This is a genomic window from Streptomyces sp. NBC_00154 (assembly GCF_026342835.1).
Classification (GTDB): domain Bacteria; phylum Actinomycetota; class Actinomycetes; order Streptomycetales; family Streptomycetaceae; genus Streptomyces.
In genome coordinates this window covers 246,364-270,499 of sequence record NZ_JAPEMI010000001.1, presented here as the reverse complement: position 1 = coordinate 270,499, position 24,136 = coordinate 246,364, and the positions used below count along the sequence as shown (strand labels likewise).

The window sequence follows — 24,136 nt, the reverse complement described above, 5'->3', positions numbered from 1 at the left end:
CTCGCCGACACGGGCAGCCGCCCTGCTCCCTTGATCCCCCCTCGGAAACCCAGGGAGCTGAGGACCCACCCGGCCCCGAGGGTGAGCAGCGTGAAGTGAAGCGGGACGAAGTCCCGTACCACCCAGGCAGGGTGGACTTTCGGTCAGTGCTCCGACATTCTGTGCGGACCTTGATCGCGGTTCGGCGTCGATCCGCGAGTCTGTCCGCGAGTCCGTCCTACGTGCACAAGGGGAACTCTTATGAGCTCGTCCCGCCTGCCCTCTCGCCGGATCGCCGTGATCTGCGCGGCCGTCGCGCTTGCGCTCCCGCTCAGTGCCTGTAGTAGCAGCGGTGATGGCGCGACCGTCAAAGGTGCGAAGCTGATCAAGTCCGGCCAGATAACCACCTGTACGCACCTGCCGTACGCGCCCTTCCAGTCCGAGAAGGACGGAAAGGTGGTCGGTTTCGACGTCTCGATGATCGACCTGGTCGCCGAGGACCTGGGCGTGAAGCAAGAAGTCGTGGACAAGTCGTTCGAGACGATCAAGACCGGTGCCGACCTCAATGCCAGTGTCTGTGACGTGGCCGCCGCCGGCATGACGATCACCGACGAGCGCAAGCAGAATCTGGACTTCTCCGTCCCGTATTTCAACGCCACCCAGGCCCTGTTGGCCCGCAAGGGCGTCAAGGCGGCGTCCGTCGAGGACATCACCAAGCAGAAGCTCAAGCTCGGGTCCCAGTCCTCCACGACCGGCGAGGACTTCGCCCATTCGCACGGCGCCGACCCGCAGTCCTTCGAGAGCTCCGATGCCGAGCTCAACGGACTGCGCACCGGCCAGGTCGATGTCATCGTGCAGGACTACCCGGTCGTGCAGAACTGGCTCAAGGACCCCGCCAACTCGGACAAGTTCGAGATCGTGGGCAATCTCGACACCGGTGAGCAGTACGGCTTCGCGGTCCGCAAGGGTGGCAACCCCAAGCTTCTCGCGGCGATCAACCAGGCCATCAAGGACGCGAAGTCCGACGGCACGTACAAGAAGCTGTACGAGCGGTGGATCGGCCCCATGCCGAAGGGTGCCGACGCCCAGTGACCACCCTGATCACCGGTAAGGACCGGGAGGAGGCGGCTGCGCGGCCCCGGATGTCGCCGCGACGCCGGCGCCGTATCTCCCGCGGGGTGCAGTACGCCGTCTTCGTGGTCGCCGTGGTGGTCGTGGGCGCGCTGGCCGACTGGCAGCAGCTCCAGGCGCAGTTTCTGGACCTGTCGGTCGCCCAGCGGCTCTTCCCCGAGCTCATCACGGTCGCCCTGCTGAACACCGTGGTGTACACGCTGACGGGCTTCGGCGTCGGACTCGTACTGGGCCTCGTGGTGGCCCTGATGCGGCTGTCGTCCGTTGCGCCGTACCGCTGGCTGGCGATGGTGTACATCGAGTTCTTCCGCGGCCTGCCCGCCCTGCTGATCTTCATCTTCGTCGGGGTGGGTGTCCCGCTCGCCTTCCCGGGGATCGTCTTCCCGGGGGAGACGTACGGGCAGGTCGCCTGCGCCCTCGGTCTGGTCTCCGCCGCGTACATGGCGGAGACCATCCGGGCGGGCATCCAGGCCGTACCGCGCGGCCAGCTGGAGGCGGCGCGCACGCTGGGTATGTCGCACGCCACTGCGATGCGGTCGATCGTGATCCCTCAGGCCTTCCGGATCATCGTGCCGCCGCTCACCAACGAAATGGTCCTGCTCTTCAAGGACTCCTCGCTGGTGCTCTTCCTGGGCGTCACGCTTCAGCAGCGTGAACTCACGAAGTTCGGGCGCGACTTGGCCAGTACGACGGCCAACACCACCCCCATTTTCGTCGCGGGCCTGTGCTACCTCCTGGTCACTGTTCCGCTCGGCTATCTCGTACGGCGCCTCGAGGCCCGTCATGCACAGGCGAGGTGATCACGGGATGGCGGACATGACTGCGGCGATCGAGATCCAGGGGCTGCACAAGTCGTTCGGCGACGTCGAAGTGCTGCGCGGTATCGACTTCACGGTCGCGCCCGGCGAGGTCGTATGCGTCGTCGGACCCTCGGGGTCGGGGAAGTCGACCCTGCTGCGCTGTGTGAATCTGCTGGAGGAACCGACCAGCGGCACGGTCACCGTCGGCGGTGTCGACATGACCGATCCGGACATCGATCTGGACGCGATGCGCCGACGGATCGGCATGGTCTTCCAGCAGTTCAACCTCTTTCCTCATCTGAACGTCCTGGACAACCTGACGATCGCTCAGCGCCGGGTTCTCGGACGCGACAGGGAGCAAGCCGGCCGCATCGCCCGGGAGAACCTCGCCAAAGTCGGCCTGGCCGACCGCGAGGACAGCTTCCCGTCCCAGCTCTCCGGCGGCCAGCAGCAGCGTGTGGCCATCGCGCGGGCCCTGTCGATGGGGCCCGGGCTCATGCTCTTCGACGAGCCGACCAGCGCGCTCGACCCCGAACTGGTGGGCGACGTACTGGGGGTCATGCGGACCCTGGCCGACGAAGGCATGACGATGCTTGTCGTCACCCACGAAATGGGCTTCGCCCGCGACGTCGCCGACCGCGTGGTCTTCATGGACGACGGACGAGTGGTGGAGGAGGGCGCCCCGGAGGACGTACTGGCCCGGCCGGAGCACCCCCGGACCAAGGCCTTCCTCGCCCGGATCCTGCACCCGGACGCCGTGCAGCCCGAGGCCTGACAGATCCGTCCGACGCTCGAGCCGCGGCTCACCGCCTCGTCACGGACGGGGGCGAGCCGCGGCCGGCGGGACTGCAGCCGCGTCGGACAACGGCGAGCGGCATTGATCGCGGGTTGCCTCGCGCCGGACATCGAGCTGTCCCGTACGTCGACCCCGGCTCCAGGACACGTCAGGAGTCCCTGGCTCCGGACATGCGTCAGGGGCCGTCCGGAGACGGCCCCTGACACTGTCTTGTGATTGCTCCTCGCTACTTCCGCAGCTCGACCGTGAAGCCGCGGCCCGTGGAGACGGACGGCGTCCTGATCTCCGTGATCCCGGTCGCGGGGTCCGTGTACCAGCCGGACTCGGCCGAGGCGAGCGCCGTTGCGGAGTTCAGTCGCTGGAGGCGGCTGCCGTTCATGACCACCTGTGACGGTGCGTCCTTGCCGTGCACGGTGAAGCGGTACGACCTGGCGGCCTGCTTCCCTTCGTAACTTCCCACGCTCGCACCGACCTTGATGGTGGTGCTCGCCTTTCCGTGGTTGGGTGCCTGCACGCGTACTTGTTGCGTCGCCGAGGCGCCCTCGGTGAACTTCCGGGTCACGCCGTCGTCCTCGTACAGGGTGTACGTGCTCGTGCCCTGCGGGTACAGGTCGTAGTCCAGCTCGCTCCGGTCCCGGGTCTGCCAGGACGTCGTGCCCTTGGGCCACATCGGCACGATGGAGCCGCCCTTGACGAACAGGGGCAAGGTGTCGAGGGGGGCGTGGTAGCCGTCGACCGTGGTCGGGCCCTGGTAGGTCCTGCCCGTCCAGTAGTCGGTCCAGGTGCCCTTGGGCAGGTAGATGCCGTTACGGGTGTCGGAGTCCTCGTAGACCGGGGCGACCAGGAAGTCGGAGCCCGCCAGGTACTCGTACTTGGCGTTCGCGCCCAGGGTCTCGGGGTCGTCCGGGTACTCCAGCCACAGCGGGCGCACCGAGCCCACGCCGGTCTTCGCGGCCTCGGCGGACAGGGTGTAGAGGTACGGCAGCAGCCGCTCCCGCAGCTGGAGGTACTTGCGGTTGATGGAGGTGTACGGCTCGCCGTCCACCCACGGCTGCTGGTTGATCTTCTTCTTGGTCGTCAGGTCCATCGCCCAGCCGTCCATCGTCATCAGGGCCGGGAGGAACGACTTGGCCTGCAGGTCGCGGGCGTACATCTTGGCGTCGTGGCGGTAGATGCTGCCGACGTCACCCGTGTTGTAGGCGATACCGGACATGGTGGCGCCGGCGTAGGTCGGGATCTGCCAGCGTACGAAGTCCCAGGACAGGGACTGGTCGCCGCTCCACAGGACGCCGCAGCGCTGCGCGCCGGCCCAGGAGACGGGCAGCCAGACGAAGCCGCGGGCGTCGCTGTTGTTCTCGATGCCGGCCTTGGCGTCGTCGCAGGCGTCCAGTGCCATGCCATACCCCTGGCCGACCCAGGCGACGTCGAGCTTCGCGACCCGCTGGCCCGCCTTCACCTGGTCGGCTAGCTTGTCGAGGCCGTTCTGGGTCCAGAGCCCCAGCTGGGCGTTGTGGTCCTGGAGGCCCTTGGCGGTCTCCGGCAGGTTCTCGTAGCCGCAGCCGTAGCCGTCGTTGACGAGCATCCAGCCCAGCGGTATCTGGTTCTGCGTGTAGCCGTCGGCGACCTTCAGGGCGTCCAGGGTGTGGCGCTCGCCCTGGTTGGCGTTGTGCAGATAGCAGTCGGCGTCACCCGGTTCCAGGCCGTACACCGGCGGCATGAACGGCTTGCCGACCAGGGCGGTGTACTTGCCGATCACCTTCTTCGCGTCACCGATGAAGTAGTACGCGTCGAGGCGCCGCTCCTGCTGGCCGGTCTGGACCGGGGAGCCGAAGTGGTAGACACCGGGCGCGAAGGTGTTGCGGTAGACGCCGTAACCCGCACTGGAGAGGTAGAAGGGCTGGGAGTTGTTGTAACCCCCCTCGTTCCAGTTGGTGTTGTTGGCCACGTAGACCGTCTTGTCGCGGTGCGAGAAGCTGCCGTTCTGTTCGCCGCCGCCGAAGAACTGCTCGTCCGTGCCGCGCTCAAGGCTCTGCCGCATACCGCCGGTGGACCAGCGCAGGGGCTTGTCCTCCTGCCAGATACGGGTGCGGTTGTCGGCCTTGTAGAGGCCGAAGCGCAGCGGCTTCTTGTAGACGCGCAGGACGGCGTCGGGGGAGCGGATGCCGTAGTAGTCGCCCTTGTCGAAGGTGCTGGTGTGCTTCTGCACCGCGGGCTGCTTGCGGATGATCGCCGTGCCGGCCGGGTCGGCGAACTCACCCGAGGGGGACGCCTGGAGGCGGAGCTGTCCACCCGTCAGGAAGTCGGCCTTCGCCTTGAGCTCTCCGGCTTCGATGGAGTAGCTGCCGTGGCCTCCGCTGAAGGAGGTCAGGTTCCCCGAGTCGGTGGTCTCCGGCAGATACGCCTTGCCCGTGAACGAGTTGTCGGTGACGTCGTACGGCACGACGATCACGTGGTACGTCCCGTCGGCCCTGGGGATCACCGTGGCCTCGGGGTCAGCCGTGCCCGCGCTGGAGGCGACCTGCTTGCCGGCGGAATCGTAGATGTACATGTCGAAGTCCTCGGCGGGCTTCTGCCACTCGATGGAGATCGGCACACCACCCTCCGGGTTGTCGTCCCAATAGCCGTCGGGAGTCGACACGGTGAGGTCGAAGCGGTCGCAGACCTTGTTGTCCGGGTCCTCGGCAGCCGGCGGACAGTCGCTGGGGCCGCCGACCGTCCCCTTCGGGTAGACGGGGCTCTGCCACGTCACGCTCTTGTGGGCGTCATCGAGCACGGCGCTCGCGGGAGTCGCCGCGTGGGCGGGTTCGGCGGGGGCGCCGAGCAGAGCGGCAGCCAGGGCGGCGGCAATTCCTGCCGCGGCCAAGGCCGGCCGGCGGGCCCGGTGGTGAAGTCTTCGCACGGGATACATCCCTTCGAACCAAGCACTGAATGTTTGTAAATGCTTGAACATGCGTCAGATCGCGCAACTTCTCGCGCGAGGATTCACCATTACGCAGGTGCATGTCAACGGGTGGTTGCGGGTTCCGGTGCGACTCGGAGGGGGTCGTGATCAGAGATGTGGAGAGAATGATCGCGATTGGCATCGGAAATTTCACTTCGCATCCCTATAGTGGTGCCGCGTTGATCGTGGGTACGCAACGCGAGTCGCCGCCACCGAAGGAGTCAGCTCGATGACGCGCCCCTCAACCGCCGAACCCACGCCCGCGGAACCGCGGGGCGCCGGCTGCCCCGTTCGGCACCCCGCGGGCGCAGTGCCCCTCAGTGGCCCCGAGTTCCATACCGAGCCCCAGACCCTCTACCGCACCATGCGACGCGATCACGGTCCCGTCGTGCCCGTAGAACTGCCCGGCGGGTTCCCCGCCTGGCTGATCATCGGCTATCGAGAACTCCACCAGGTCACCAGCGACGGGGAGTTGTTCCCCCGGGACGTCGGGCTCTGGAACCAGTGGGAGCACATCCCCGAGGACTGGCCGCTGCTCCCGATGGTCGGGCGCCCGATGCCGTCGATCTACTTCACCGCGGGCGCCGAGCACCGCCGCCACGCCGAAATGGTGGGCGCCGCCCTGGAGGGCGCGGACCCGTTCGAAATCCGGCGCCACTGCGAGGAGTTGGCGGACCGGATCATCGACGGCATCTGCACGCGTGGCTCAGCCGATCTGGTCGCGGATTTCGCCGAGCCGCTGCCCGTGCTGGTCCTTGCCCGGCTCGTCGGCTTCCCCGACGCGGAGGGCGCGGACATCGCCCGGGTGCTGAAGGATCTGGCCGACGGCGGGCCCGAGGCGCAGAGCGCTTATGCGCGGTTCGGCGAGCACATGCAGCGGCTCGTCGCGGCCAAGCGGGCGGCGCCCGGGGACGACGTGACCTCGCGGATGCTTGCGTACCACGAGCCTTTCACCGAGGAGGAGTTCGTCCTCGACCTGATGGCCATCACGGCCGCCGGGCATCTGACCACCGCCGACTGGATCAGTAACTCCCTGCGGCTGATGCTCACCGACGACCAGTTCGCCGACTCCCTCTCCGGCGGCCGGCACAGTGTCGCCGAAGCGATGAACGAGGTCCTCTGGGAGGAGAGCCCGACCCAGATCCTCGCCGGCCGCTGGGCGGCCCGGGACACCCGGCTCGCCGGCCGGTCGATCCGGGCCGGGGACATGCTGCTGCTCGGTCTGGGCGCGGCCAACTCCGATCCGCATGTACGGCAGCATCTCTCCACCGGTCACCCGTCCGGCCAGGGTGGCAACAGTGCCCATCTGGCGTTCAGTTACGGCGAGTACCGCTGCCCGTTCCCCGCCCAGGAGATCGCCGAGACCATCGCCCGTACCGGAATCGAGGTGCTCCTCGACCGGCTGCCCGATCTCGCCCTGGCGGTTCCCGCGCAGACACTCGTCCGGCGGCAGTCCGCCTTTCTGCGCGGGATGGAATCGCTGCCCGTCCGGTTCAGCCCCGTACGTACGACAGGAGACTTCTCGTGAACTGCCCTCACGCCGCTGCCCACGAGGCCGCCCAGGCCGGCGGGACCGTGGTCATCGACCCCATGGTCCAGGACCTGGACGGTGAGACGGCGCGGCTGCGCGACGCCGGACCGCTGGCCAGGATCGAGCTGCTCGGTGTGCCGGCCTGGACCGTCACCCGGCATGCCGAGGCCCGCCAACTGCTCGTCGACCCCCGCCTGGTGAAGGACATCGATGCGTGGGGGCTCTGGCAGAGCGGAGCGGTGACCCACGCCTGGCCGCTGATCGGCATGATCGATGCCGGGCGCTCCATGTTCACCGTGGACGGCGAGGAGCATCGGAGACTGCGCACCAAGACCTCCCAGGCGATCACGCCGCGCCGCCTCGAAGCGATACGACCGGACATCGAGAAGTTCACCGAGGAGCTGCTGGACGCTCTGGCCGAACAGGGCAAGAACGGCGTGGTCGACCTCAAGTCCGTGTTCGCGCAGCCGCTGCCGATGCGGGTGGTCGGCATGCTGATGGGCGTCGAAGAGTCCCAGCACGCGATGCTGACGAAGAAGTACAAAGCCTTCTTCTCCATGCTCACCCCGCACGAGGAACGGATGGCCCTGCTCGCCGAGCTGGACGTCTTCTACGCCGGACTCGTCCGCGAGAAGACCGCTCGACCGACGGACGATCTCACCAGCGCGCTCATCCTTGCCGAGGAGGGCGGGGACCCGCTCACCGAGGAAGAGGTGGTCGGCAATCTCAAGGCCATGGTGGCGGCGGGGCACGAGACCACCATCGGACTGATCCTCAATGCGGTACGGGCCCTGCTCGCCCACCCCGACCAGCTGCGCAAGGTCCTCGACGGCGAGATCCCGTGGGAGACGGTGATCGAGGAGACGCTGCGCTGGGACACCCCCACCACGCATCTGCTGATGCGGTTCGCCACGGAGGACACTCAGGTCGGCGACAGTGTGATCGCCAAGGGGGAGGGGGTCGTCATCTCCTACCGGGTCATCGGCCGTGACGTCGAGCAGCACGGACCGGATGCCGACGCCTTCGACATCACCCGGCCGACCCCGATCCGCCACATGACCTTCGGCCACGGCCCGCACATCTGCCCGGGAGCGGCACTCTCACGAGTGGAGGCCGGGATCGCCCTGCCTGCGCTGTTCGGACGTTTTCCCGGGCTGCGGCTTGCCGTGCCGGACGAGGAGATCCGCAAGCTGCCGGTGATGACGCAGAACGATATGGAGGCCTTCCCGGTGCTGCTGAACGGATGAGTGAGGACGGGGGCCGCGGCTTCGACATGGTGCCGTCGGCCCGCTCCTTTTGGCACGCGAGGTCGCCCACCGGCGGCGACTGAGGCCCGTCAGGGGAGCAGCTTCCGTACGTCCGCTACGGCCGCCGGCAGCTCCGCCGGGTCGTCGGTGACGACGACCGCCACCACCGTGTCCGTACCGGGCCAGTCGGCGGCGAGCGTCACACGGGGATGGGCGAGCGCGGTTCCGACGAGCTCCGTAACCGGTCGCCCGGCCTTGGGGAGCAGCACCATGGCCGCGCCTTGTGTGGGTTCGGCGAGTTCGCCGGAGAGTTCACCGGTGGTCAGCAGGGTGAGCAGCGCCTCGTAGGGCCGTACGGCACCCTGGCGGCCCAGCGGGATCAGATGCGAGTTGATCAGATCGCCGCCGAGCCGTCCGCCGATCTCCAGTACGACCGGTCCTTCGGGGGTGAACCGCAGGTCGACGTGGAAGCCGCCGGTCCGCAGGCCGACGGCGAGAACGGCCCGCTCGGCGGCCCGCTTCAACTGCGCCACCTGCGCGTCCGTACGAGCGGACGGCACGGTCGTGGCCCAGGAGGCGGACAGCGGACCTTCCAGGTACTTGTCGGTGACGCCGAGGATCCGAACGGTGCCGTCGGCGACGAGCCCGGAGACGGAGTGCTCGGAGCCGTCCGCGTACTCCTCCACCAGGAAGTCGGTGGTGCCGGTGTAGTTCTCGGCGGTCAGCTCGAAGACGTCGTTCAGGTCGGAGTCCGCGGTGATCAGGGCGATGCCCCGGCCGCCCGAGCAGTGGGCGGGCTTGAAGACCAGGGGCTTCCCCGACGCGCCGAGGGCCTCGACGGCGGCCCGGAGGGCGTCGGGAGTCCTACCCGACCGCCAGGCCGGGTTCAGCCCGTACGGCTCCATCGCGCGGCGCTGTGCCACCTTGTCCGTGCTGACGGCCGCGGCCGTCGTGCCGATGCCCCGGACCCCGAAGTCCTCGGCGAGCCGCGCGGTGAGGCCGACGTGCCTGTCACCCCAGCAGGCGACGGCCGCCGGGGCCTCGTCGGGCGCCGCCCGGGCGGCCTGGTCCGCGAGCGGGGTGGTGCGGTCGAGGGAGCCCCGCTGCTCCGCAGGGAGTCCGGTGTGGCTGACGTCGGAGTCGGAGGACACATGGACGCGCAGCCCCAGCGCGGTGGCGGCGTCCAGCTCCGCCTGCCACTCCAGGGGTGAGCGGCGCAGCCCCAGATAGAGCACGGTGGGTGCGTCGGGCCCCGACGGCACCGTCGTGAAATGGGCCACTGTCGAAGTCACTTGGTCAGACCAATGCCGGTGAGTTAGCGCGTCGGTGCAGGTCAGGCACTTGATAGTGCGGGGTTTGGTTGGGAATATCCCCTGGTGACGTTGCGTGATCCGTCACTTCTGGTGACGTGTCGGCGGAGGCCGGGACACGGCAACGGAGTTCCCGGTAGGACAGAAGATCGACCAAGATCCGACTGTCCGCGAGGGAACTCCGTTGGGTACTCAGTGTGCCATCGTCCGCATGTCGTCTGCCATCACCGAGGGCAGCCAGGCCCCGTTGAACAGGCTGGTGACCCCCACGGACCGGCGCTTTGGCGAGCACGTCCGTCTCGGCGTGTTGACCGAGGAGATCAGCCCTGAACTGGTTGACGAGGTCGTGGAGTTGACCGGCTGCGGCGAGCGTCGCCGCCGGCTGTTGCCCGCCCGGGCGGTGGTCTACTTCATCCTGGCGTTGTGCCTGTTCAGCAGCTCCGACAGTGCCGGGCCGCCGGGATACCGGTCGGTCCTGCGCACGTTGACGGAGAAGCTGCGGCATCTGCCAGGCCTGTGTGTGCAGCGCTTGCCCACCAGCTCGGCCCTGACACGGGCCCGGCAGCGGCTGGGCGACAAGCCGCTGCAGGCGCTGTTCGAGCGGCGGTGCGGCACGCTGGCCACGACCGTCACTCCGGGCGCGTTCGCCTTCGGGCTGCGGCTGGTCGCCTGGGACGGCACCGCGCTGGATGTCCCCGACACCCCGGCAAACGCTGCTGAGTTCGGTTTCACCGGCAAGGGTGGTGTCAACCAGAGCGGACACCCACAGGTCCGCCTGATGGCCCTGACCGAATGCGGCACCCACGCCCTGGTCGACGCGGCCTTCGACGCCGTGGCCAGGTTCAGCGAGCACAAGCTCGCCCGCCGGCTGCTGGCCTCCCTGCGAGGGGACATGCTGCTGCTGGCCGACCGCAACTTCGCCGGATACCAGCTGTGGGGCCTGGCCCGCGCCACCGGCGCCCACCTGGCCTGGCGGATCAAGAAGAACCTGGTCTTCGTGCCGCTGCGGGTGCTGTCCGACGGGTCCTACCTGTCCATCATGCGCACGCCCGCGGAGAACATCCGCCACGGTCAGGCCCGCGCGGCCGGACGCACCCTGACCGAGCCGCCCCGGGGACACCTGGTACGGATCATCGAGTACACCGTGACCATCCACCCACAGGCCGGCCCACCCCGCACCGAGACGTTCCGGCTGGTCACCAGCCTGCTGGACCACCGCCTCGCCCCGGCCCACCAGCTGGCGAGGGCATATCACCAGCGGTGGGAGATCGAAAACGGATTCGCGGAACTGAAGAACCGCCTGCGCGGCGCCGGATTCATCCTGCGCTCCAAGGCGCCCGAGCTGATCTACCAGGAGATCTACGCCCTTCTCACCGTCTACCAGGCACTATGCGCACTGCAGACGCGCGCGGCAGAACACGGCGGGACCGATCCTGACCGGATCTCCTTCACCGTCACGGTGCAGCTCGCCCGGCTGACCGTCGCCGCCCAGGCCGCAGCCGACGTCACCACACTGGCCGCCGCCCGCCGCGAAGCCACCACAGAGCTCTTGGCCGCCCTCCTCCCGCCCCGGCGCAACCGGCAGTGCCAGCGCATCAAGAAGCCGTCCAAGAACACCTTCGAGGTCAGAAAACGGGACCAGACCCGCACTCCCAGTAACGTCCGCTACACACTCAAAGTCACCAACCACCCCACCTGACCTGCACCGACGCGCTAACTCACCGGCATTGCTTGGTCAGACACACTTCTCACCTGTCATCCTTGCGTCCGCGCCCGCCGCGAGAGAATCGGCACGTGGAACAACTTCCTGTGGCCGTTCCTCGTCACAACCGCCCCGAACGGTATGACGCTGTCCGTCGGACCGGTCAACCAGACTTCGTACGAACTTCGGTACGCGCAGATGATGGCGTCCGTCGTCATCGCCGGGCGGACCCGGCCTCCTGGGCCGATCTGCGTCAGGCAGTGTCGAAGCGCTTCGACACAACCTCTGGACTCGCTGTGCGAGTCAGTCTAGGCTCGAACTGTCCGTGCATGTCGCAGACGGGTTAGTCGGAATCGAAGCGCTTCGCCAAAACTGTCGGTACGTGTCAGAGTGTGTGCCGGAATCCGCCGTCGTCCTGTGATGGAGAGCCGAATGGTCACCCTTGCCGAGGTCGCCCAGCATGCCGGAGTCTCCGCGAGCACGGTGAGCTACGTCCTCAGCGGGAAGCGCTCCATCTCCGTGTCCACCCGGGAGCGGGTGGAGCGAAGTATTCAGCAACTCGGGTACCACCCCAACGCCGGAGCCCGGGCGCTCGCCAGTAGTCGGTCCAACATCATCGCACTCATGGTGCCGCTGCGCACCGACATGTATGTGCCCGTGATGATGGAGATCGCCATCGCCGTCGCCACCACCGCTCGTGCGCATGGCTATGACGTCCTGCTGCTGACCGGGGAGGAAGGCCCGGCGGCCGTTCGGCGGATCGCGGGCAGTTCGCTCGCCGATGCCATGATCCTGATGGATGTGGAGCTGCACGACGAACGCCTGCCGCTGCTCCTGGAGAACGACCGGATCGCCGTGCTGATCGGTCTGCCTGCCGAGACCGAGGGGCTGACCTGCGTGGACCTCGACTTCGAGGCGACCGGGGCGCTCTGCGTGGAGCACCTCGCCGGGTTCGGCCACCGCGAGATCGCGGTGATCGGCGAGGCGGCCGCGGTGTACGAGCGGCACACCGGGTTTGCCGAGCGGACGATGGACGGCGTGCGGGCGAAGGCGCAGCAGGCCGGGGTGCGGGTGCTGCACAGGCCCTGCGAGGGCGGGTACGCGGCGATGGAGCGGACGCTGGCCCGGATCTTCGACGAGCGGCCGGGCACCACCGGGTTCATCGTGCAGAACGAGTCGGCGGTCGAGCCGCTGCTCAATCTGCTGCGTCAGCAGGGGCGCGCGGTGCCCGAGGACGTGTCGGTCGTCGCCATCTGCCCCCAGCAGCTTGCCTCCGAGGCTTCCGTGCGGCTCACCTCGGTCGCCATACCGGCACAGGAGATGGGGCGGCGCGCCGTCGAGCAGGTCGTCGCGAAGCTCGCCGGTCGCGGCACGGACGAAGTCGAGCTGCTGGCGCCGGAGTTGACGGTTCGGGCGAGCAGTGGTCCCGCGCCCGTGCGTTGACATCACGCAGCGAACGAGCCGGCCCCGCGAGAGGCCGGCTCGTTCCTGTGCGGGTCAGCTCGACGAGACGCTGAAGCTGTTCGTCCTGAAGTCCAGGCCGCCGGACGACGAGGTGATCTCGTAGCCGAACTGGACGTCACCGATGGTCTCGTTGCCCCACCAGCCCTTGGTGTCCTTGATCCACTTCAGGATCGGCAGGACGTCCACCGTGCCCGAGGTGGAGTCCGAGGTCCGCAGGAACGAGAACACCTGGTTGGCGCCGTTGTCACCCTTGTAGACGTTCCAGGTGTGGCCGCCGAGCGTCACCGTTCCCTGTGAGGTGCCGAGTGCGCCCACCGCACCGTTGTAGTTGACCCAGAGCATCACCTCGTAGTCGTAGTCGGTGTCCCAGATGTCGTACGACGTGTTGTAGGCGCCGGACGAGGGGACGGTGACGTTGTAGCTGCTTTTGAGCGACGCCATCGAGGTGATGGACTTGCCGACGACCTTCTTGGCGTTGGGGTACGACTTGATGCCGCCGGTGTTCGGGTGGTCGGCCCACACGCCCCAGTTGCTGGAGGAGTTGACCCAGATGGTCTGGGAGCCCGCGCCGGAACCCCAGATGTTGTTGTAGAGGGTGTATCCGTCGCTGGTGGTGTAGTTGCCCCACTGGTCCGAGGAGGACCAGATCGCGGCCTGGGCAGGTGCGGCGGCGAAGCCGATCAGGGCGGCGACCGCGGCGGCCGGTGCCAGTACGAACCTGCTGAGGATGCGTCGTGCCATGGTTGTCCCTTCCATGGTGCGGGGAGTTGGGTGGGGGGATGCGCTACCGCGGCCTCAGAGTGAGGACGCGGTCCACGCCGGCCGTCAGGTCCAGCGGAGCAACGGGAGTTCCGGCGGAGGTCTCGGTGGGGGGCTCGGCAGGGGTCTCGGCGCAGTGCCGCGTCGCGGTATCGGTGAGCGTGAGTCCGACGCCCGCGCGTACATCGACACGGGCGTCACGGGTGGGGTGCAGGACGACCGTGGCGTGACCGTCGTCGTACCAGGACAGATCCACGCGGGCGCCGAACCTGGTGCGCACCCCGCGCAGTTCGCCGGACGGATACGTGGCGGGGAGCGTGGGCAGCAGCACCAGCCGGTCCGGGGTGGACTGGACGAGCATCTCGATGACCGTCGCGGGCAGTGCATGGGCGGCGTCCGCGTTGTAGACATCGCGGGAGGGATAGTGCGAGGTCATCAGCGAGGCGTGGAAGAAGTCGCCGCCCAGCACGGCGTCGAGTGCGTTCAGGGCCCGCGTACCGTCCCGCAGCCGTGCAGCGATCAGCGCGTGGTGCAGATGGCCGTGGGCGGAGTCGTTCTCCGCACCGCGCAGCTCCAGTGCGCGGTGCGCGGCGTCCGCCAGCTCCGGGGTGTCGTACGGGTTGATCACGCCCAGCGGCCACACCGGGTAGAGATGGCTGAGGTGCCGGTGGTCGTACGTCTCCTGCAGGCCCGGCCAGGCCCATTCGGCGAGTGCCCCGTCCTCGTTGACACGGTACCGGGGGAGCCGGTCGGCGAGGGCGCGCCAGCGGCCTGCGGCCGGGTGGCCGGGGGAGTGTCCGGCGGCGGTGGTCAGGGCGTGACGGGCCGCCGCGATGTCCATGGTGGCGTTGATCGTTCCCCAGCTCGCGTTGGCGGGGCGGTTCTCCGGTGAGTACGAAGGGACGATGGCGAGGGTGCCGTCCGGGGCGTGCCGGGTGAGGAAGTCCTCGTAGAACTCCGCCACTTCGGTGAGTGCATCGGTCAGCCAGGGGTCCGTGACGCCGGAGGTCTCCGCATGTTCCAGAAGGGGCTGCAGCAGCCAGTCCGCACCCGCGGTCCACAGGTGCAGCGGATAGGCGCGCTGGAAGTGGCGGGTGTGGCCGGATTCGCCGTCCGTGTGTGACGGGGCGACGATCCCCCGGGTGCCGAAGATCGCGCGGGCGTTGTCCCGCCAGTCGGCCAGCTGGCCGCGGACCAGACCGGCATGGGCTTCGGACACCTCCGGCAGCGCCGCCGCTGCGGCCGACGCGATCTGGAGATTGAGATTGGCGTTGGTGGTGAACGCACCGGACCAGGCGGTGTCCCAGTCGCCCGTCCAGAGACCGGTCAGCCGTGGCGGGAGCGCCCCGGCGGCGGAGAGCAGGTGGTAGCGGCCCGCTGCGAACAGCCGCTCCAGGAGTGCGGGGCTGTCGGGGTGGCGTATCAATTCGCTACCTGGCATGGCGCGTTCGCTCGCCTCGGCATGCAGGGCGAGGGTGGCGCGTTCGTAGGCGGTGCGGTGCAGGGGCCGATGCCGGGCGAGCAGCGTCTCGTAGTCGGCGTACGGCAGGGCTCCCCACTCCTCGGCGAGGTCCAGGTCGCCCGTATGACGCCGCACCCGGGTCAGCAGCAGCAGAGTCCGTGCTCCGTCGATACGGATGCCCTCGCCCGACACGGTCACGGATCCGCGGTCCACCCGGGCCACGGTGGCGCCCGTGTAGGCGAGATCGCTGTCCGGGTAGCCGGCCCGCAGGGCCAGCCGGGCGCCGTCGGCCGTCAGTGCGGTGCTGCGGCCGATGGCGAGACGCGGCGGTGCACCCGGCAGTGCGTGGTCCAGGGTGAGCTCCGCGGCGAGCCCGAACCCGGTGATGCACTGGACGATGACGTCGTCGGCACGTGAGACGAAGACCCGGCTCCGCCAGTCCTCGTGCGACGCGCAGATCTCACCGGTGGCGAAGTCGACGGTGCGGCGGTAGCCGGCCGCCCCCGGGCGACGGTCGACGGGCGGCGGCAGGCGGCGGACCCGGGTCTGGAAGGCTGGGTGGAAGGGCTGGACCCACAGCAGCGGGTGCTCCGCCCCGAACTGCTCGGCCGCCGTCGTGTCCCCGGCGAGCAGTGAGTCCTGGAGGTGCTCCAGCCGGTCTGCGAGCCGGGGCGGGCGGGCGTGCTCGCTGCCGTTGGGGCGGACGAGGGTGTGATGGTTGACGATGACCCGGTCGTCGGCCGGATCTCCGTACACCATGGCTCCGTGCCGGCCGTTGCCGCCGAGGAAGGCGTCCTCCCAGCGGGCCGCGGGGCGCGGCTCCCAGGTGCCGTCGCGGCCCGGGCCGTCGGCCTCCGTTCCTGCGGCGGTCACGGGGTTGCGCCGCGCAGCACGGCCACGCCGTAACGGCCCAGCTCCACAATGCCGTTGACCGCGGCGCCGGACAGCAGATCCACCTGCGCACCGGGAACCGGTACGGTGACGCTGCCCCGTCCGTGGTGCAGCAGGAACAGCAGGTCGCCGCGGCGGACCGCCTCCACACCCTCGGGCAGCCCGGCCAGCACCGGCCCCGCCCCCGCCTCGGCCGCTACCCGGCCGAGCAGGGCGCGCAGCGCTTCCGGTTCGGGCAGCGTCGAGACGTAGTACGCGCGGTCGTTGCGCACCACGGCGGGCAGCCCGTCGAGCTCGCCGCCCCGGTACGCGGAGACCACCTCAGCACCCGGAGCCGCTTCCAGCTCCTCCGACCAGACCGAGGCCCGGAAGCCGTCGCACTCCACCGTGGTGTCGGCGTCGAGCGGCCACCACTCGTGGAGCGTACGGATGCCGCACAGCTCACGCAGCCGCGCATCCATGCCGCCCGGCCTGATCCGGTCGTCCGCGTCGGCTATCCCGCTGAAGAAGCCGCAGACCAGTGTCCCGCCGCCCCGTACGTAGGCGACCAGGTTGTCGATCGCGGCATCCGTCAGCAGATACAGCTGTGGTACGGCCACCATCCGGAACCGGCTCAGGTCGGCCTCCGGACGGGCGAACTCGGTGCAGATTCCGGACTCCCACAGGGCTCGGTGCCAGCTCTGCACGATCTCCGTGTAGTCGAGGAGCTTGGAGGGCCTACCCTCCTGGGCACCCGCCCACCAGGAGTCCCAGTCGTGCAGGATCGCCACCTCGGCCGGGACGTCCGCACCGCTCACCGCCGCCCCGATCGTGGTCAGTTCGGCGCCGAGCTGCTTGACCTCCCGGAACGTGCGGCCGTTCTCGCCCGCGTGCGTGAGCATCCCGGAGTGGAACTTCTCCGCGCCCTGACGGGACTGCCGCCACTGGAAATAGCAGACGGCATCGGCGCCGCGCGCCACCGACTGGAGCGACCAGAGCCGGTTGAGGCCGGCCGGCTTGGGATGGTTCACGCCCCGCCAGTTCACCGGTCCCGCGGCCTGCTCCATCAGCACCCACGGCCCTGCCGCCTGGGAGCGTGTCATGTCGGAGAGCATCGCGTTGTACTGGGCGCCCTGCGGGTCCTTCGGGTCCGGATAGATGTCTACGGAGACGATGTCCTCCTGGGCCGACCAGGCCCAGGCGTCCTGCCCCGACCACAACGGCATGAAGTTGGTGGTCACCGGGATGTGAGGGGTGTGCCGGGCGACGATGTCGCGCTCGGCCAGGTAGCACTCCATCAGGGCGTCGGACGTGAACCGCTTGAAGTCCAGCACCTGTGTCGGGTTCTTCATGTACTGCGCCTTGCGCGGGGGCAGAATCTGCCCCCATGTGTCGTAGCGTTGGCTCCAGAAGGCCGTTCCCCAGGCCTCGTTGAGCGCCTCGACGGTGCCGTAGCGGCCGCCCAGCCACCGGCGGAAGTGGGCGGCGGTCCCGTCGCACCAGCAGTGCGTGCAGTACTCGTTGTTGATGTGCCACACGGTCAGCGCCGGATGATCGGAGTACCGCGCCGCCAGGTCCTCGGTGAGGGACGCCGCGTAACGCCGGTAGACCGGCGAACTCGCGCAGAACTGCTGCCGCGAGCCGTACCAGACGACCGAGCCGTCCTCGCCGCGCGGCAGCGTCTCGGGGTGCTCCGCCCCCATCCACGGCGGCGGGGACGCGGTCGGTGTGGCGAGCACGACCCCGATGCCATGGGTGTGCATCAGATCCATCAGACGGTCCAGCCAGCCGAACTCCCGTGCACCCGGGCGTGGTTCGATCTTCGCCCAGGAAAACACCCCGAGGGTGACGGAGTTGACCCCGGCATCCTTCATCAGCCGTGCGTCGTCCTCCCATACCTCCTCGGGCCATTGCTCGGGGTTGTAGTCGCCGCCGAAGAGGATGCGGCCACGGGCTGCGTCGCGCAGGGACGGCATGGACTTCTCGCTCCTCATTCCGGGTCTGCGTACTGGATGCCGCGGCCGTTGGTGCCCAGGTAGACACGGCCGTGGATGCGGGGGTCACCGGTGATCACTTCGCCGGTCCAGCCCCACTGGTGGCTGTCGTCGTTGATCCGGACCCAGGTGGCGCCGGCATCGTCCGAGCGCAGCACCGCCACCCCGTCGAAGGTGGCGGAGACCCGTCCGGTCTGGAAAATCGCCGGGTAGGAGTCGCGGACCCGGCGGCCGGACTTCCTGGGGCCGGCCGGCGCGGCCGCGCCGAAGCCCAGTGCGTGCGAGGCCTGGCAGCCCGCCACGGCGCTGAAGGTCAGTCCGCCGTCCGTGGACCGGAACAGCCCGTTGTCCTTGGCCGACAGCCACAGGTCACCGCTGCGGCCGGGGGCGGCAGCAAGCTTGAACTGGACGTCACCGGAGGGAAGTTGAGTAGCGCCTTGAGTGAAGGTCGCGCCGGAGTCGATGGAGCGGAACACCGCCCCGGTGTCCGTGTCGTACACATAGAACCGCGTCGGGTCGAGCGGATCGGCCAGCGGTGTGCCGCCCTTGGGGAAGGTGGCCACCTCGGTCCAGGTCGCGCCGTTGTCCGTGGAGCGGTGCGCCGGATACTTCGTGCCGTCCCAGTGGATGAACGACCAGAGCAGAGTCGCCCCGTCCGCCCCGACGGCGACCGGTCCCGGGGCCGTGGCCGCGATCTCCGGCTGCGCGGCGAACGGCTGCCAGCTGCTTCCGCCGTCCTCGGAGTACGCCCCGGCCGCACCCGAGCCGGAGGGCCAGCCCGTGCGTACGACGTAGGACGGTTCGAGCGCGGCCAGCGCCAGACCGGTGGCGGTGCCGAAGACCGGGTTCGATGCCATGCCGCGCGACGGGGACGCGGTCAGCGACTCGTGGTACATGACGCCGATGTCGCCCAGTCCGCTGAGCAGTCGGGCACCGTCCGTAGGCGGGGCGATCAGGAACTTGACCGCGGATTCCTCCAGGCCGCGGATCTGCGGCGCCCAGTGGACGAGATCGCGGGTCCCGAAGATCGTGGCGCCCGTGCCGAACACGATGTGCTGCGAGTCGTACGGATCGACGGCCAGGGCCTGGATCCACCAGCCGAACTTGGCCGCGTCCCCGCCCCAGCGCAGATACGGCGTCTCCGACACATCGAGGACCGCCGTGTCCTTCAGCGACGTCCAGGTGGTCCCGCCGTCGGTGGACCGGAACAGGGTGTCGATCTGCGACCACCGGTTGTTGGTGGTGACGACCACCGTGCCGGCCCGTCCGGCGTCGACGGCGACCCCGCCGTACCCGAAGCCGTCCCCGCCACCGGAGTCCGGCGCCACCGGGGTGACATCCGTCCAGCTGCCCGTGACCGTGTCGAGGCGGTGCACCGAGCCGTCGGACTGCCCGTTGGGGCCCGGTGCGTCCGCGTACGTGACGTACAGCGCATGGGTGTTGGTGTCGTACGCCGCCCGGATCGGTACCTTCGACGCCGCGACACCGCCCGACGGCTGACCAGGCACCGCCTCCCAGCCGCCGGAGGCGTTCGTACGGTAGAGAGGCGTACCGCCGTCGCCCCAGCCCGCGTACACCGACCGGCCCGCGGCGACGAGGAACATGATGCCCTGGCCGTTCGCCGACGGTGTGGCAGGGAAGTCGGCCGACGCCCAGGTGGCACCCCGGTCCGTGGAGCGCAGCAGCCCGTCGTGGCGGGTACCGAGCCAGAGCTGCTCACTGTCGCACGGGTCGACGAGCAGCCGTTCGCCGGCGCCCCGGCCGTCCTCGTTCGCCCCGAGCCGCACCGTCAGATCCGTGCGGGCCCAGGTCGCTCCCCGGTCCTCGGACCGCAGCACCGCACCCGGTCCGGCCCACGACTGGGCGTACGTGCCGAGCGCGAGATACAGCCGGTCGGGGTGGGCCCGGTCGACGGCCAGCGCCTCGACGCCCAACAGGTTCCAGTCGTCCCAGCCCAGTTGGTCCGTGAGAGCGGTCCAGCGGGACTGCGTGTCGTCCCAGCGGTAGGCCCCGCCGATGTCGGTACGGGCGTAGGCCAGTCCCTTGACCGACGGGTGGAACAGCAGACCGGTGACGAAGCCCGTGCCGCCGATCGCCGCCGTGCGCCAGCGGTGGGCCTGGGCCCCCTGCACCCCTTGGGGCGTCCGCCGGCTCGCGGCGTGGGCGGCGGCGGGAGCCGCGACCGGCAGAGCGACGGCCGCAGCCGTGACAGCTGCTCCCGCCAGCACGGTGCGACGACTGGGCGTGGGCGCGGACGAAGCGCGCATGGCGAACACCTTCCGGTGGAGGAAAGGAGCGGGAGAGAGCGAAGGAAGCGGTGGGGACCGGAGCGTGTGGTGCCTGTCAGCCCTTCACGGCGCCGGTGAGCATGCCCTTCTGGAAGTGCTTCTGGACGAACGGCGACAGCACCCCGACCGGGATCAGCGCCAGCACCATGACCGCCATCTGCACGGCGAGGCTGTTGATAGCCCCGCTGCTGACCGCCGCGCCCATGGCGCCCGGCGGCACCTGGTGCTGGAGGACGAGCTGGCGCAGGATCATCTGGAGCGGGTACTTGTCGCTGTCCTGGATGTAGAGCATCGCGTTGAACCACTGGCTCCAGTAGCCGACCGCGTAGAACAGCGAGATCACGGCGATCACTGCTCGGGACAGTGGCATGACGATCTGCAGCAGGATCCGCCACTCGCCCGCGCCGTCGATGCGTGCCGCGTCGATCAGTTCGGGCGCGGTGTCCATGAAGAAGCCGCGCAGCACCAGGATGTTGAAGACGCTGATCGCGCTGGGCAGGATCATCGACCAGTAGCTGTTGCCCAGTCCGATGCCGGTGACCAGCAGATAAGTGGGGATGAGTCCGGCGCCGAAGAACATCGTCGCCATCAGCGTCATCAGCAGTTTGCTGTGCGCGAAGGAGTCCCGGCGGCTCAGCCCGTACGCGCAGAGCACCGAGATGACCATGCTGAACGCCGTACCGACGAGGGTCAGGCCGACGCTCACCAGGGCGGCCCGGGTGACGGCGCCGCCGCCGAGGAGTTCCTTGTACGCGACGAAGGTGACGGTCCTCGGCCAGACGACCAGACCTCCCGCGTTGTTGATCGTCTTCGTGTCGGAGAGGCTGGTGACGACCACCACCCACAGAGGTACGAGGACGATCGCGCAGATCGTGACGAGGCCGAAGCCCTTGAAGGCGAGACCTGCCTTGGTGGGCTCCTCCTCCCACACGGGACGGGGCTCGATCCGCAGCGCGCGCTGGAGCGGTGACTCCTCGGGTGCCGTGGAGGGTTGCTCCGTCCGGCTGTTGGCCTTGTCAGTTTCCAGGAGAGTCGTCATTTCTTGGAGTACACCCCCTGCTCGCCCAGCATGTGAGCGACCTTGTTCGCACCCAGCACCATGGCGACGCTGAACAGTCCCTTGAAGATTCCGGCGGCGGCCGCGTAGCCGAAGTCGCCGGTCTTGATGCCCGTCCACCAGATGTAGGTGTCGAGGATTTCGGAAGCGCCCGGACCGACCTGGTCGCGCTGGAGCAGGATCTGCTCGAAGTCGAGGTTGAGCGCACTGCCGACCCGAAGGACGAGCAGCAGGGCGATGACCGGACGCAGCGCGGGCAGTGTGACGTGCCACATGCGGCGCCAGCGCCCCGCACCGTCGACGGCCGCCGCCTCGTACAGATCGGTGTTGACGGCGGCGAGCGCGGCGAGGAAGACGATCACGCCCCAGCCGGCGTCCTTCCACACGGCCTGTGCGGTGACCAGGAACTTGAAGAAGCTCGCATTGGTCATCAGGTCGAAGCCCTCATGGCCGTGTTCGCGCAGCCACTGCGCGACCAGGCCGGCCCCGCCGAACATCTGCTGGAAGACGGTGACGACGAGCACCCAGGAGAAGAAGTGCGGCAGATAGACGACGGCCTGCACCCAGGCCCGTACCCGCGCACTCATGATCGTGTTGAGCAGCAGCGCGATGGCGATCGGGATGGGGAAGAAGAGGAGCAACTGGGTCAGGAAGATGACCAGCGTGTTGATGAGGACTTCCCAGAAGCGGTAGTCCTCGAATATCCGGGTGAAGTTGTCGAAGCCGACGAAGGGGCTGCCGGTGATGCCCAGGTCGTACACGTCGTAGTCCTGGAAGGCCACGATGTTTCCCAGCAGCGGGATGTAGTTGAAGATCAGCAGCAGGGCGATGGCGGGCAGCGTCATCAGGATCAGCGTGCGGTCCCGGCGCAGGCGCAGGCGCCAGGTGATGCCGCCCGCTGCCGGTCGAGTCCTGGCCGCATCGCGGGGCTTCCTGCTGCTGTCCCTGCCGCCTGCGGTGCTGCTGCTGTCCGCGCTCCTGCTGTCCGCGCTCCCGCCGTCGCCGATCGGGCCCGTCGCCCGGTCGGTCGCTCGGTCCGTTTCGGTCGCAACCGTGGCCCGTGGCTTCACCGTGTGCTCCCCATGTCGTGCTCTCCGCCCTGGCCGCCGGGATCCGTGTGCCCGGCGGCCGTCTCGCTGTCGTACGTACGGGTCCGTGTCCGTCGTACGCGTCAGTTGCCGGAGCCGTTCTTCTCGAGAATGTCCTGGTACCAGTCGCGCAACTTGTCGCCGCCGCTGTTCTTCCACGTCGTCACCGCGGCGTCGACGTCACTGACCTTCTTGCGGCCGCGCCGGATGTCCTTCTGCAGGTCGTCGAAGGGTGTGTAGAGGGAGGCGTACCGCTGCGGTTCGACGATCTGCATGCCGAAGAAGAGCGGCTTCTTGACGTTCGGGGCCTGCCGGGCCATCCAGCCCGCGTAGTCCTTCACCAGCTGCGGCTCGTCCGGGAAGGCGATGGTGTGCGGAGGCGAGGCGAGGAACAGGAAGGTGGCGGGCTGCGCCTCCTGGATGCCCTGCGGCGTGAAGGTCGGCACCCCGTCCTTGATCGTGTAGTGGGTGTCCTGCACGCCGTAGTTGGTGAGCATGAACTCCTTGGTGCCGTACGGCGCCGCGGCGAAGTCGGCGATGGCGAGGAACTCCTCGATCTTCGCCTTGGGCAGCTTCTTGCTGAGGAAGGTGAAGATGCCGGCCGGGTCGTCCTGCCACAGGACCGGCGTTCCGCCGTCCTGGTTGAAGAAGTCCAGCGCCTGCATGTCGAACTTCGGGTTGGCGGTGGCCTGCTCGGTGACCATGCCCTTCCAGCCGCCGGTGCCGTCGTTGTACATCAGGACGTGACCGCTGGTGAAGCGGATCTTGGAGTCGGCGTCCTTGTTGGCCTCGGCGTCGGGGTGGACGTAACCGCCGTCGTGAAGCTTGCGGGCGAAGGCGAGCGCCTCCCGGTACTCCTGCGTCTCGATCTTGTGGACGAGCTTGCCGTTCTCCAGCTTCCAGTAGTGCGGGGCGTCGGGCAGCAGCCCGAAGATCTTCTGGATGCAGGTCCACAGGTCGTCGAAGGCCCAGACCTTCTTCTTCGCGTCCGTGTACTCCTTGCCGAAGGCCAGCAGGTCGGCGGCGCTGCCCGGGACGGCGCCGGAGCCGATCAGGTCCTTGCGGTAGAAGATCGCGTTGCCGAGGACCGGCGTCGGCATGGGCAGACCGCGGAGCTTGCCGCCGAAGACGGAGTACTGCCAGGCGCCGGTCGGGATGTTCGCCAGGTTCGGGTACTTCTTGATCGCGTCACCGGCCAGATACGGGCTCAGGTCGGCGAACTTGGCGGTGATCGCGTTGCGGATCTGACCCTGCATGTTCCAGCCGGGGATGGTCACGGCGTCCGGGATGTCGGAGCCGGCGAGGACCGCGCCGATCTTTTCCTGGTACGTGTTGCCGTCCTGCGGGTCGAAGTTCAGCGTCGCGCCGACCGCCTTGTTCACCGCCGTGTAGTACGGGTTGTTCTTCTTCGGGACGGTACCCCACAGCGGGGTCATGACCCGGAACGCGGAACCCTTGCCCGGCACGGACTTCACCGAGGCGACCAGCGGGTCGGGCAGCTTGGTGAAGCCGGGGCTCGAACCGTTGACGCCCGCCACGTCGGGCTGGATGAGGTTCGACGGGGCGTAGCTCGGCAGGATCTTCTTGAGAGCCTTGCCCGTCGTCGTACCTTCTTTGCTCCCGGAACCGGAGCCGCCGCCGCAGGCGGCGAGCAGCGGTACCCCGCCGGCCACGGCGACCGCGGCCACAGCGCTCGAAGCGAGGAAGCTCCGTCGGC

General features: G+C 68.7%; 16 protein-coding genes and 1 pseudogene. 8 read left to right on the top strand and 9 right to left on the bottom strand.

Features of this window, described 5'->3' with window-relative positions; translation table 11 throughout:
• Positions 1 to 240: 240 nt before the first annotated feature.
• Genes OHA03_RS01205 through OHA03_RS01195 form a run of 3 tightly spaced genes read left to right on the top strand, consistent with a single transcriptional unit; the run spans position 241 to position 2,685 of the window.
• The gene (locus tag OHA03_RS01205; protein ID WP_266999863.1) at positions 241 to 1,071 is read left to right on the top strand and encodes a transporter substrate-binding domain-containing protein; all 831 of its coding nucleotides are present in this window, start codon (positions 241 to 243) and stop codon (positions 1,069 to 1,071) included.
• A 50-nt stretch (positions 1,072 to 1,121) separates the two neighbouring features.
• Entirely contained in the window at positions 1,122 to 1,910 is a 789-nt protein-coding gene (locus OHA03_RS01200; RefSeq protein ID WP_267007884.1) for an amino acid ABC transporter permease, read from the top strand.
• A 7-nt stretch (positions 1,911 to 1,917) separates the two neighbouring features.
• Entirely contained in the window at positions 1,918 to 2,685 is a 768-nt protein-coding gene (locus OHA03_RS01195; RefSeq protein WP_323181130.1) for an amino acid ABC transporter ATP-binding protein, read from the top strand.
• Positions 2,686 to 2,932: 247 nt separating this feature from the next.
• Here the strand turns inward: OHA03_RS01195 and OHA03_RS01190 are convergent, their stop codons facing one another.
• Positions 2,933 to 5,605 carry a TIM-barrel domain-containing protein gene (locus OHA03_RS01190; protein ID WP_323181129.1) on the bottom strand — a complete coding sequence of 891 codons (2,673 nt, stop codon included), beginning with the start codon at positions 5,603 to 5,605 and terminating at the stop codon, positions 2,933 to 2,935.
• A 271-nt stretch (positions 5,606 to 5,876) separates the two neighbouring features.
• Here OHA03_RS01190 and OHA03_RS01185 point away from each other — a divergent pair, with 271 nt between their 5' ends.
• Positions 5,877 to 7,175: a cytochrome P450 gene (locus tag OHA03_RS01185; RefSeq protein ID WP_266999861.1), complete on the top strand. Its 1,299-nt coding sequence runs from the start codon at positions 5,877 to 5,879 to the stop codon at positions 7,173 to 7,175.
• On the top strand, positions 7,172 to 8,425 hold the full coding sequence (locus tag OHA03_RS01180) for a cytochrome P450 (protein WP_266999859.1): 1,254 nt from the start codon (positions 7,172 to 7,174) through the stop codon (positions 8,423 to 8,425). The genes OHA03_RS01185 and OHA03_RS01180 overlap by 4 nt, the downstream gene beginning before the upstream one ends.
• Positions 8,426 to 8,514: 89 nt before the next feature.
• Here OHA03_RS01180 and OHA03_RS01175 read toward each other — a convergent pair whose 3' ends face one another.
• Positions 8,515 to 9,717: an acetyl-CoA carboxylase biotin carboxylase subunit family protein gene (locus OHA03_RS01175; RefSeq protein WP_266999857.1), complete on the bottom strand. Its 1,203-nt coding sequence runs from the start codon at positions 9,715 to 9,717 to the stop codon at positions 8,515 to 8,517.
• A 229-nt stretch (positions 9,718 to 9,946) separates the two neighbouring features.
• Between OHA03_RS01175 and OHA03_RS01170 the strand changes: the two genes are divergently transcribed.
• The 3 genes and pseudogenes from OHA03_RS01170 to OHA03_RS01165 all read left to right on the top strand — a co-directional run bounded on the left by OHA03_RS01170 (position 9,947) and on the right by OHA03_RS01165 (position 12,880).
• On the top strand, positions 9,947 to 11,434 hold the full coding sequence (locus OHA03_RS01170; RefSeq protein ID WP_266999855.1) for an IS4 family transposase: 1,488 nt from the start codon (positions 9,947 to 9,949) through the stop codon (positions 11,432 to 11,434).
• A gap of 87 nt (positions 11,435 to 11,521) precedes the next feature.
• Positions 11,522 to 11,662: pseudogene (locus OHA03_RS47755) on the top strand (carbohydrate ABC transporter permease); the annotation flags it as partial.
• A gap of 207 nt (positions 11,663 to 11,869) precedes the next feature.
• Positions 11,870 to 12,880 (top strand): LacI family DNA-binding transcriptional regulator, encoded by a 1,011-nt coding sequence (locus OHA03_RS01165; RefSeq protein WP_266999853.1) that lies wholly within the window; start codon positions 11,870 to 11,872, stop codon positions 12,878 to 12,880.
• A gap of 54 nt (positions 12,881 to 12,934) precedes the next feature.
• On the opposite strand, the gene OHA03_RS01160 is transcribed toward OHA03_RS01165, so the two are convergent.
• The 7 genes from OHA03_RS01160 to OHA03_RS01130 all read right to left on the bottom strand — a co-directional run bounded on the left by OHA03_RS01160 (position 12,935) and on the right by OHA03_RS01130 (position 24,107).
• Positions 12,935 to 13,642: a hypothetical protein gene (locus OHA03_RS01160; RefSeq protein WP_266999851.1), complete on the bottom strand. Its 708-nt coding sequence runs from the start codon at positions 13,640 to 13,642 to the stop codon at positions 12,935 to 12,937.
• A gap of 43 nt (positions 13,643 to 13,685) precedes the next feature.
• Complete coding sequence (locus OHA03_RS01155) at positions 13,686 to 15,995, bottom strand: glycoside hydrolase N-terminal domain-containing protein (protein ID WP_266999849.1); 2,310 nt, start codon at positions 15,993 to 15,995, stop codon at positions 13,686 to 13,688.
• Positions 15,992 to 17,968 carry a beta-galactosidase gene (locus tag OHA03_RS01150; protein WP_266999847.1) on the bottom strand — a complete coding sequence of 659 codons (1,977 nt, stop codon included), beginning with the start codon at positions 17,966 to 17,968 and terminating at the stop codon, positions 15,992 to 15,994. Before OHA03_RS01150 ends, OHA03_RS01155 begins: the two co-directional genes overlap by 4 nt.
• A 14-nt stretch (positions 17,969 to 17,982) precedes the next feature.
• A complete protein-coding gene (locus tag OHA03_RS01145; RefSeq protein ID WP_266999845.1) occupies positions 17,983 to 20,253 on the bottom strand; it encodes a 1,4-beta-glucanase in 2,271 nt (756 codons plus the stop codon).
• Positions 20,254 to 20,329: 76 nt separating this feature from the next.
• Positions 20,330 to 21,313, bottom strand: a complete 984-nt coding sequence (locus OHA03_RS01140; RefSeq protein WP_266999843.1) for a carbohydrate ABC transporter permease — start codon at positions 21,311 to 21,313, stop codon at positions 20,330 to 20,332.
• A complete protein-coding gene (locus tag OHA03_RS01135) occupies positions 21,310 to 22,401 on the bottom strand; it encodes a sugar ABC transporter permease (RefSeq protein WP_266999841.1) in 1,092 nt (363 codons plus the stop codon). Before OHA03_RS01135 ends, OHA03_RS01140 begins: the two co-directional genes overlap by 4 nt.
• Positions 22,402 to 22,502: 101 nt before the next feature.
• Positions 22,503 to 24,107: an extracellular solute-binding protein gene (locus OHA03_RS01130; RefSeq protein WP_267007882.1), complete on the bottom strand. Its 1,605-nt coding sequence runs from the start codon at positions 24,105 to 24,107 to the stop codon at positions 22,503 to 22,505.
• Positions 24,108 to 24,136 lie beyond the last annotated feature (29 nt).

Excerpts from the sequence above, each read along its gene's own strand:
- OHA03_RS01160 (WP_266999851.1), bottom strand. The coding sequence starts at position 13,642 with ATGGCACGACGCATCCTCAGCAGGTTCGTACTGGCACCGGCCGCCGCG.
- OHA03_RS01145 (WP_266999845.1), bottom strand. The coding sequence starts at position 20,253 with ATGCGCGCTTCGTCCGCGCCCACGCCCAGTCGTCGCACCGTGCTGGCG.
- OHA03_RS01150 (WP_266999847.1), bottom strand. The coding sequence starts at position 17,968 with ATGCCGTCCCTGCGCGACGCAGCCCGTGGCCGCATCCTCTTCGGCGGC.
- OHA03_RS01205 (WP_266999863.1), top strand. The coding sequence starts at position 241 with ATGAGCTCGTCCCGCCTGCCCTCTCGCCGGATCGCCGTGATCTGCGCG.
- OHA03_RS01165 (WP_266999853.1), top strand. The coding sequence starts at position 11,870 with ATGGTCACCCTTGCCGAGGTCGCCCAGCATGCCGGAGTCTCCGCGAGC.
- OHA03_RS01195 (WP_323181130.1), top strand. The coding sequence starts at position 1,918 with ATGGCGGACATGACTGCGGCGATCGAGATCCAGGGGCTGCACAAGTCG.
- OHA03_RS01185 (WP_266999861.1), top strand. The coding sequence starts at position 5,877 with ATGACGCGCCCCTCAACCGCCGAACCCACGCCCGCGGAACCGCGGGGC.
- OHA03_RS01140 (WP_266999843.1), bottom strand. The coding sequence starts at position 21,313 with ATGACGACTCTCCTGGAAACTGACAAGGCCAACAGCCGGACGGAGCAA.
- OHA03_RS01170 (WP_266999855.1), top strand. The coding sequence starts at position 9,947 with ATGTCGTCTGCCATCACCGAGGGCAGCCAGGCCCCGTTGAACAGGCTG.
- OHA03_RS01200 (WP_267007884.1), top strand. The coding sequence starts at position 1,122 with ATGTCGCCGCGACGCCGGCGCCGTATCTCCCGCGGGGTGCAGTACGCC.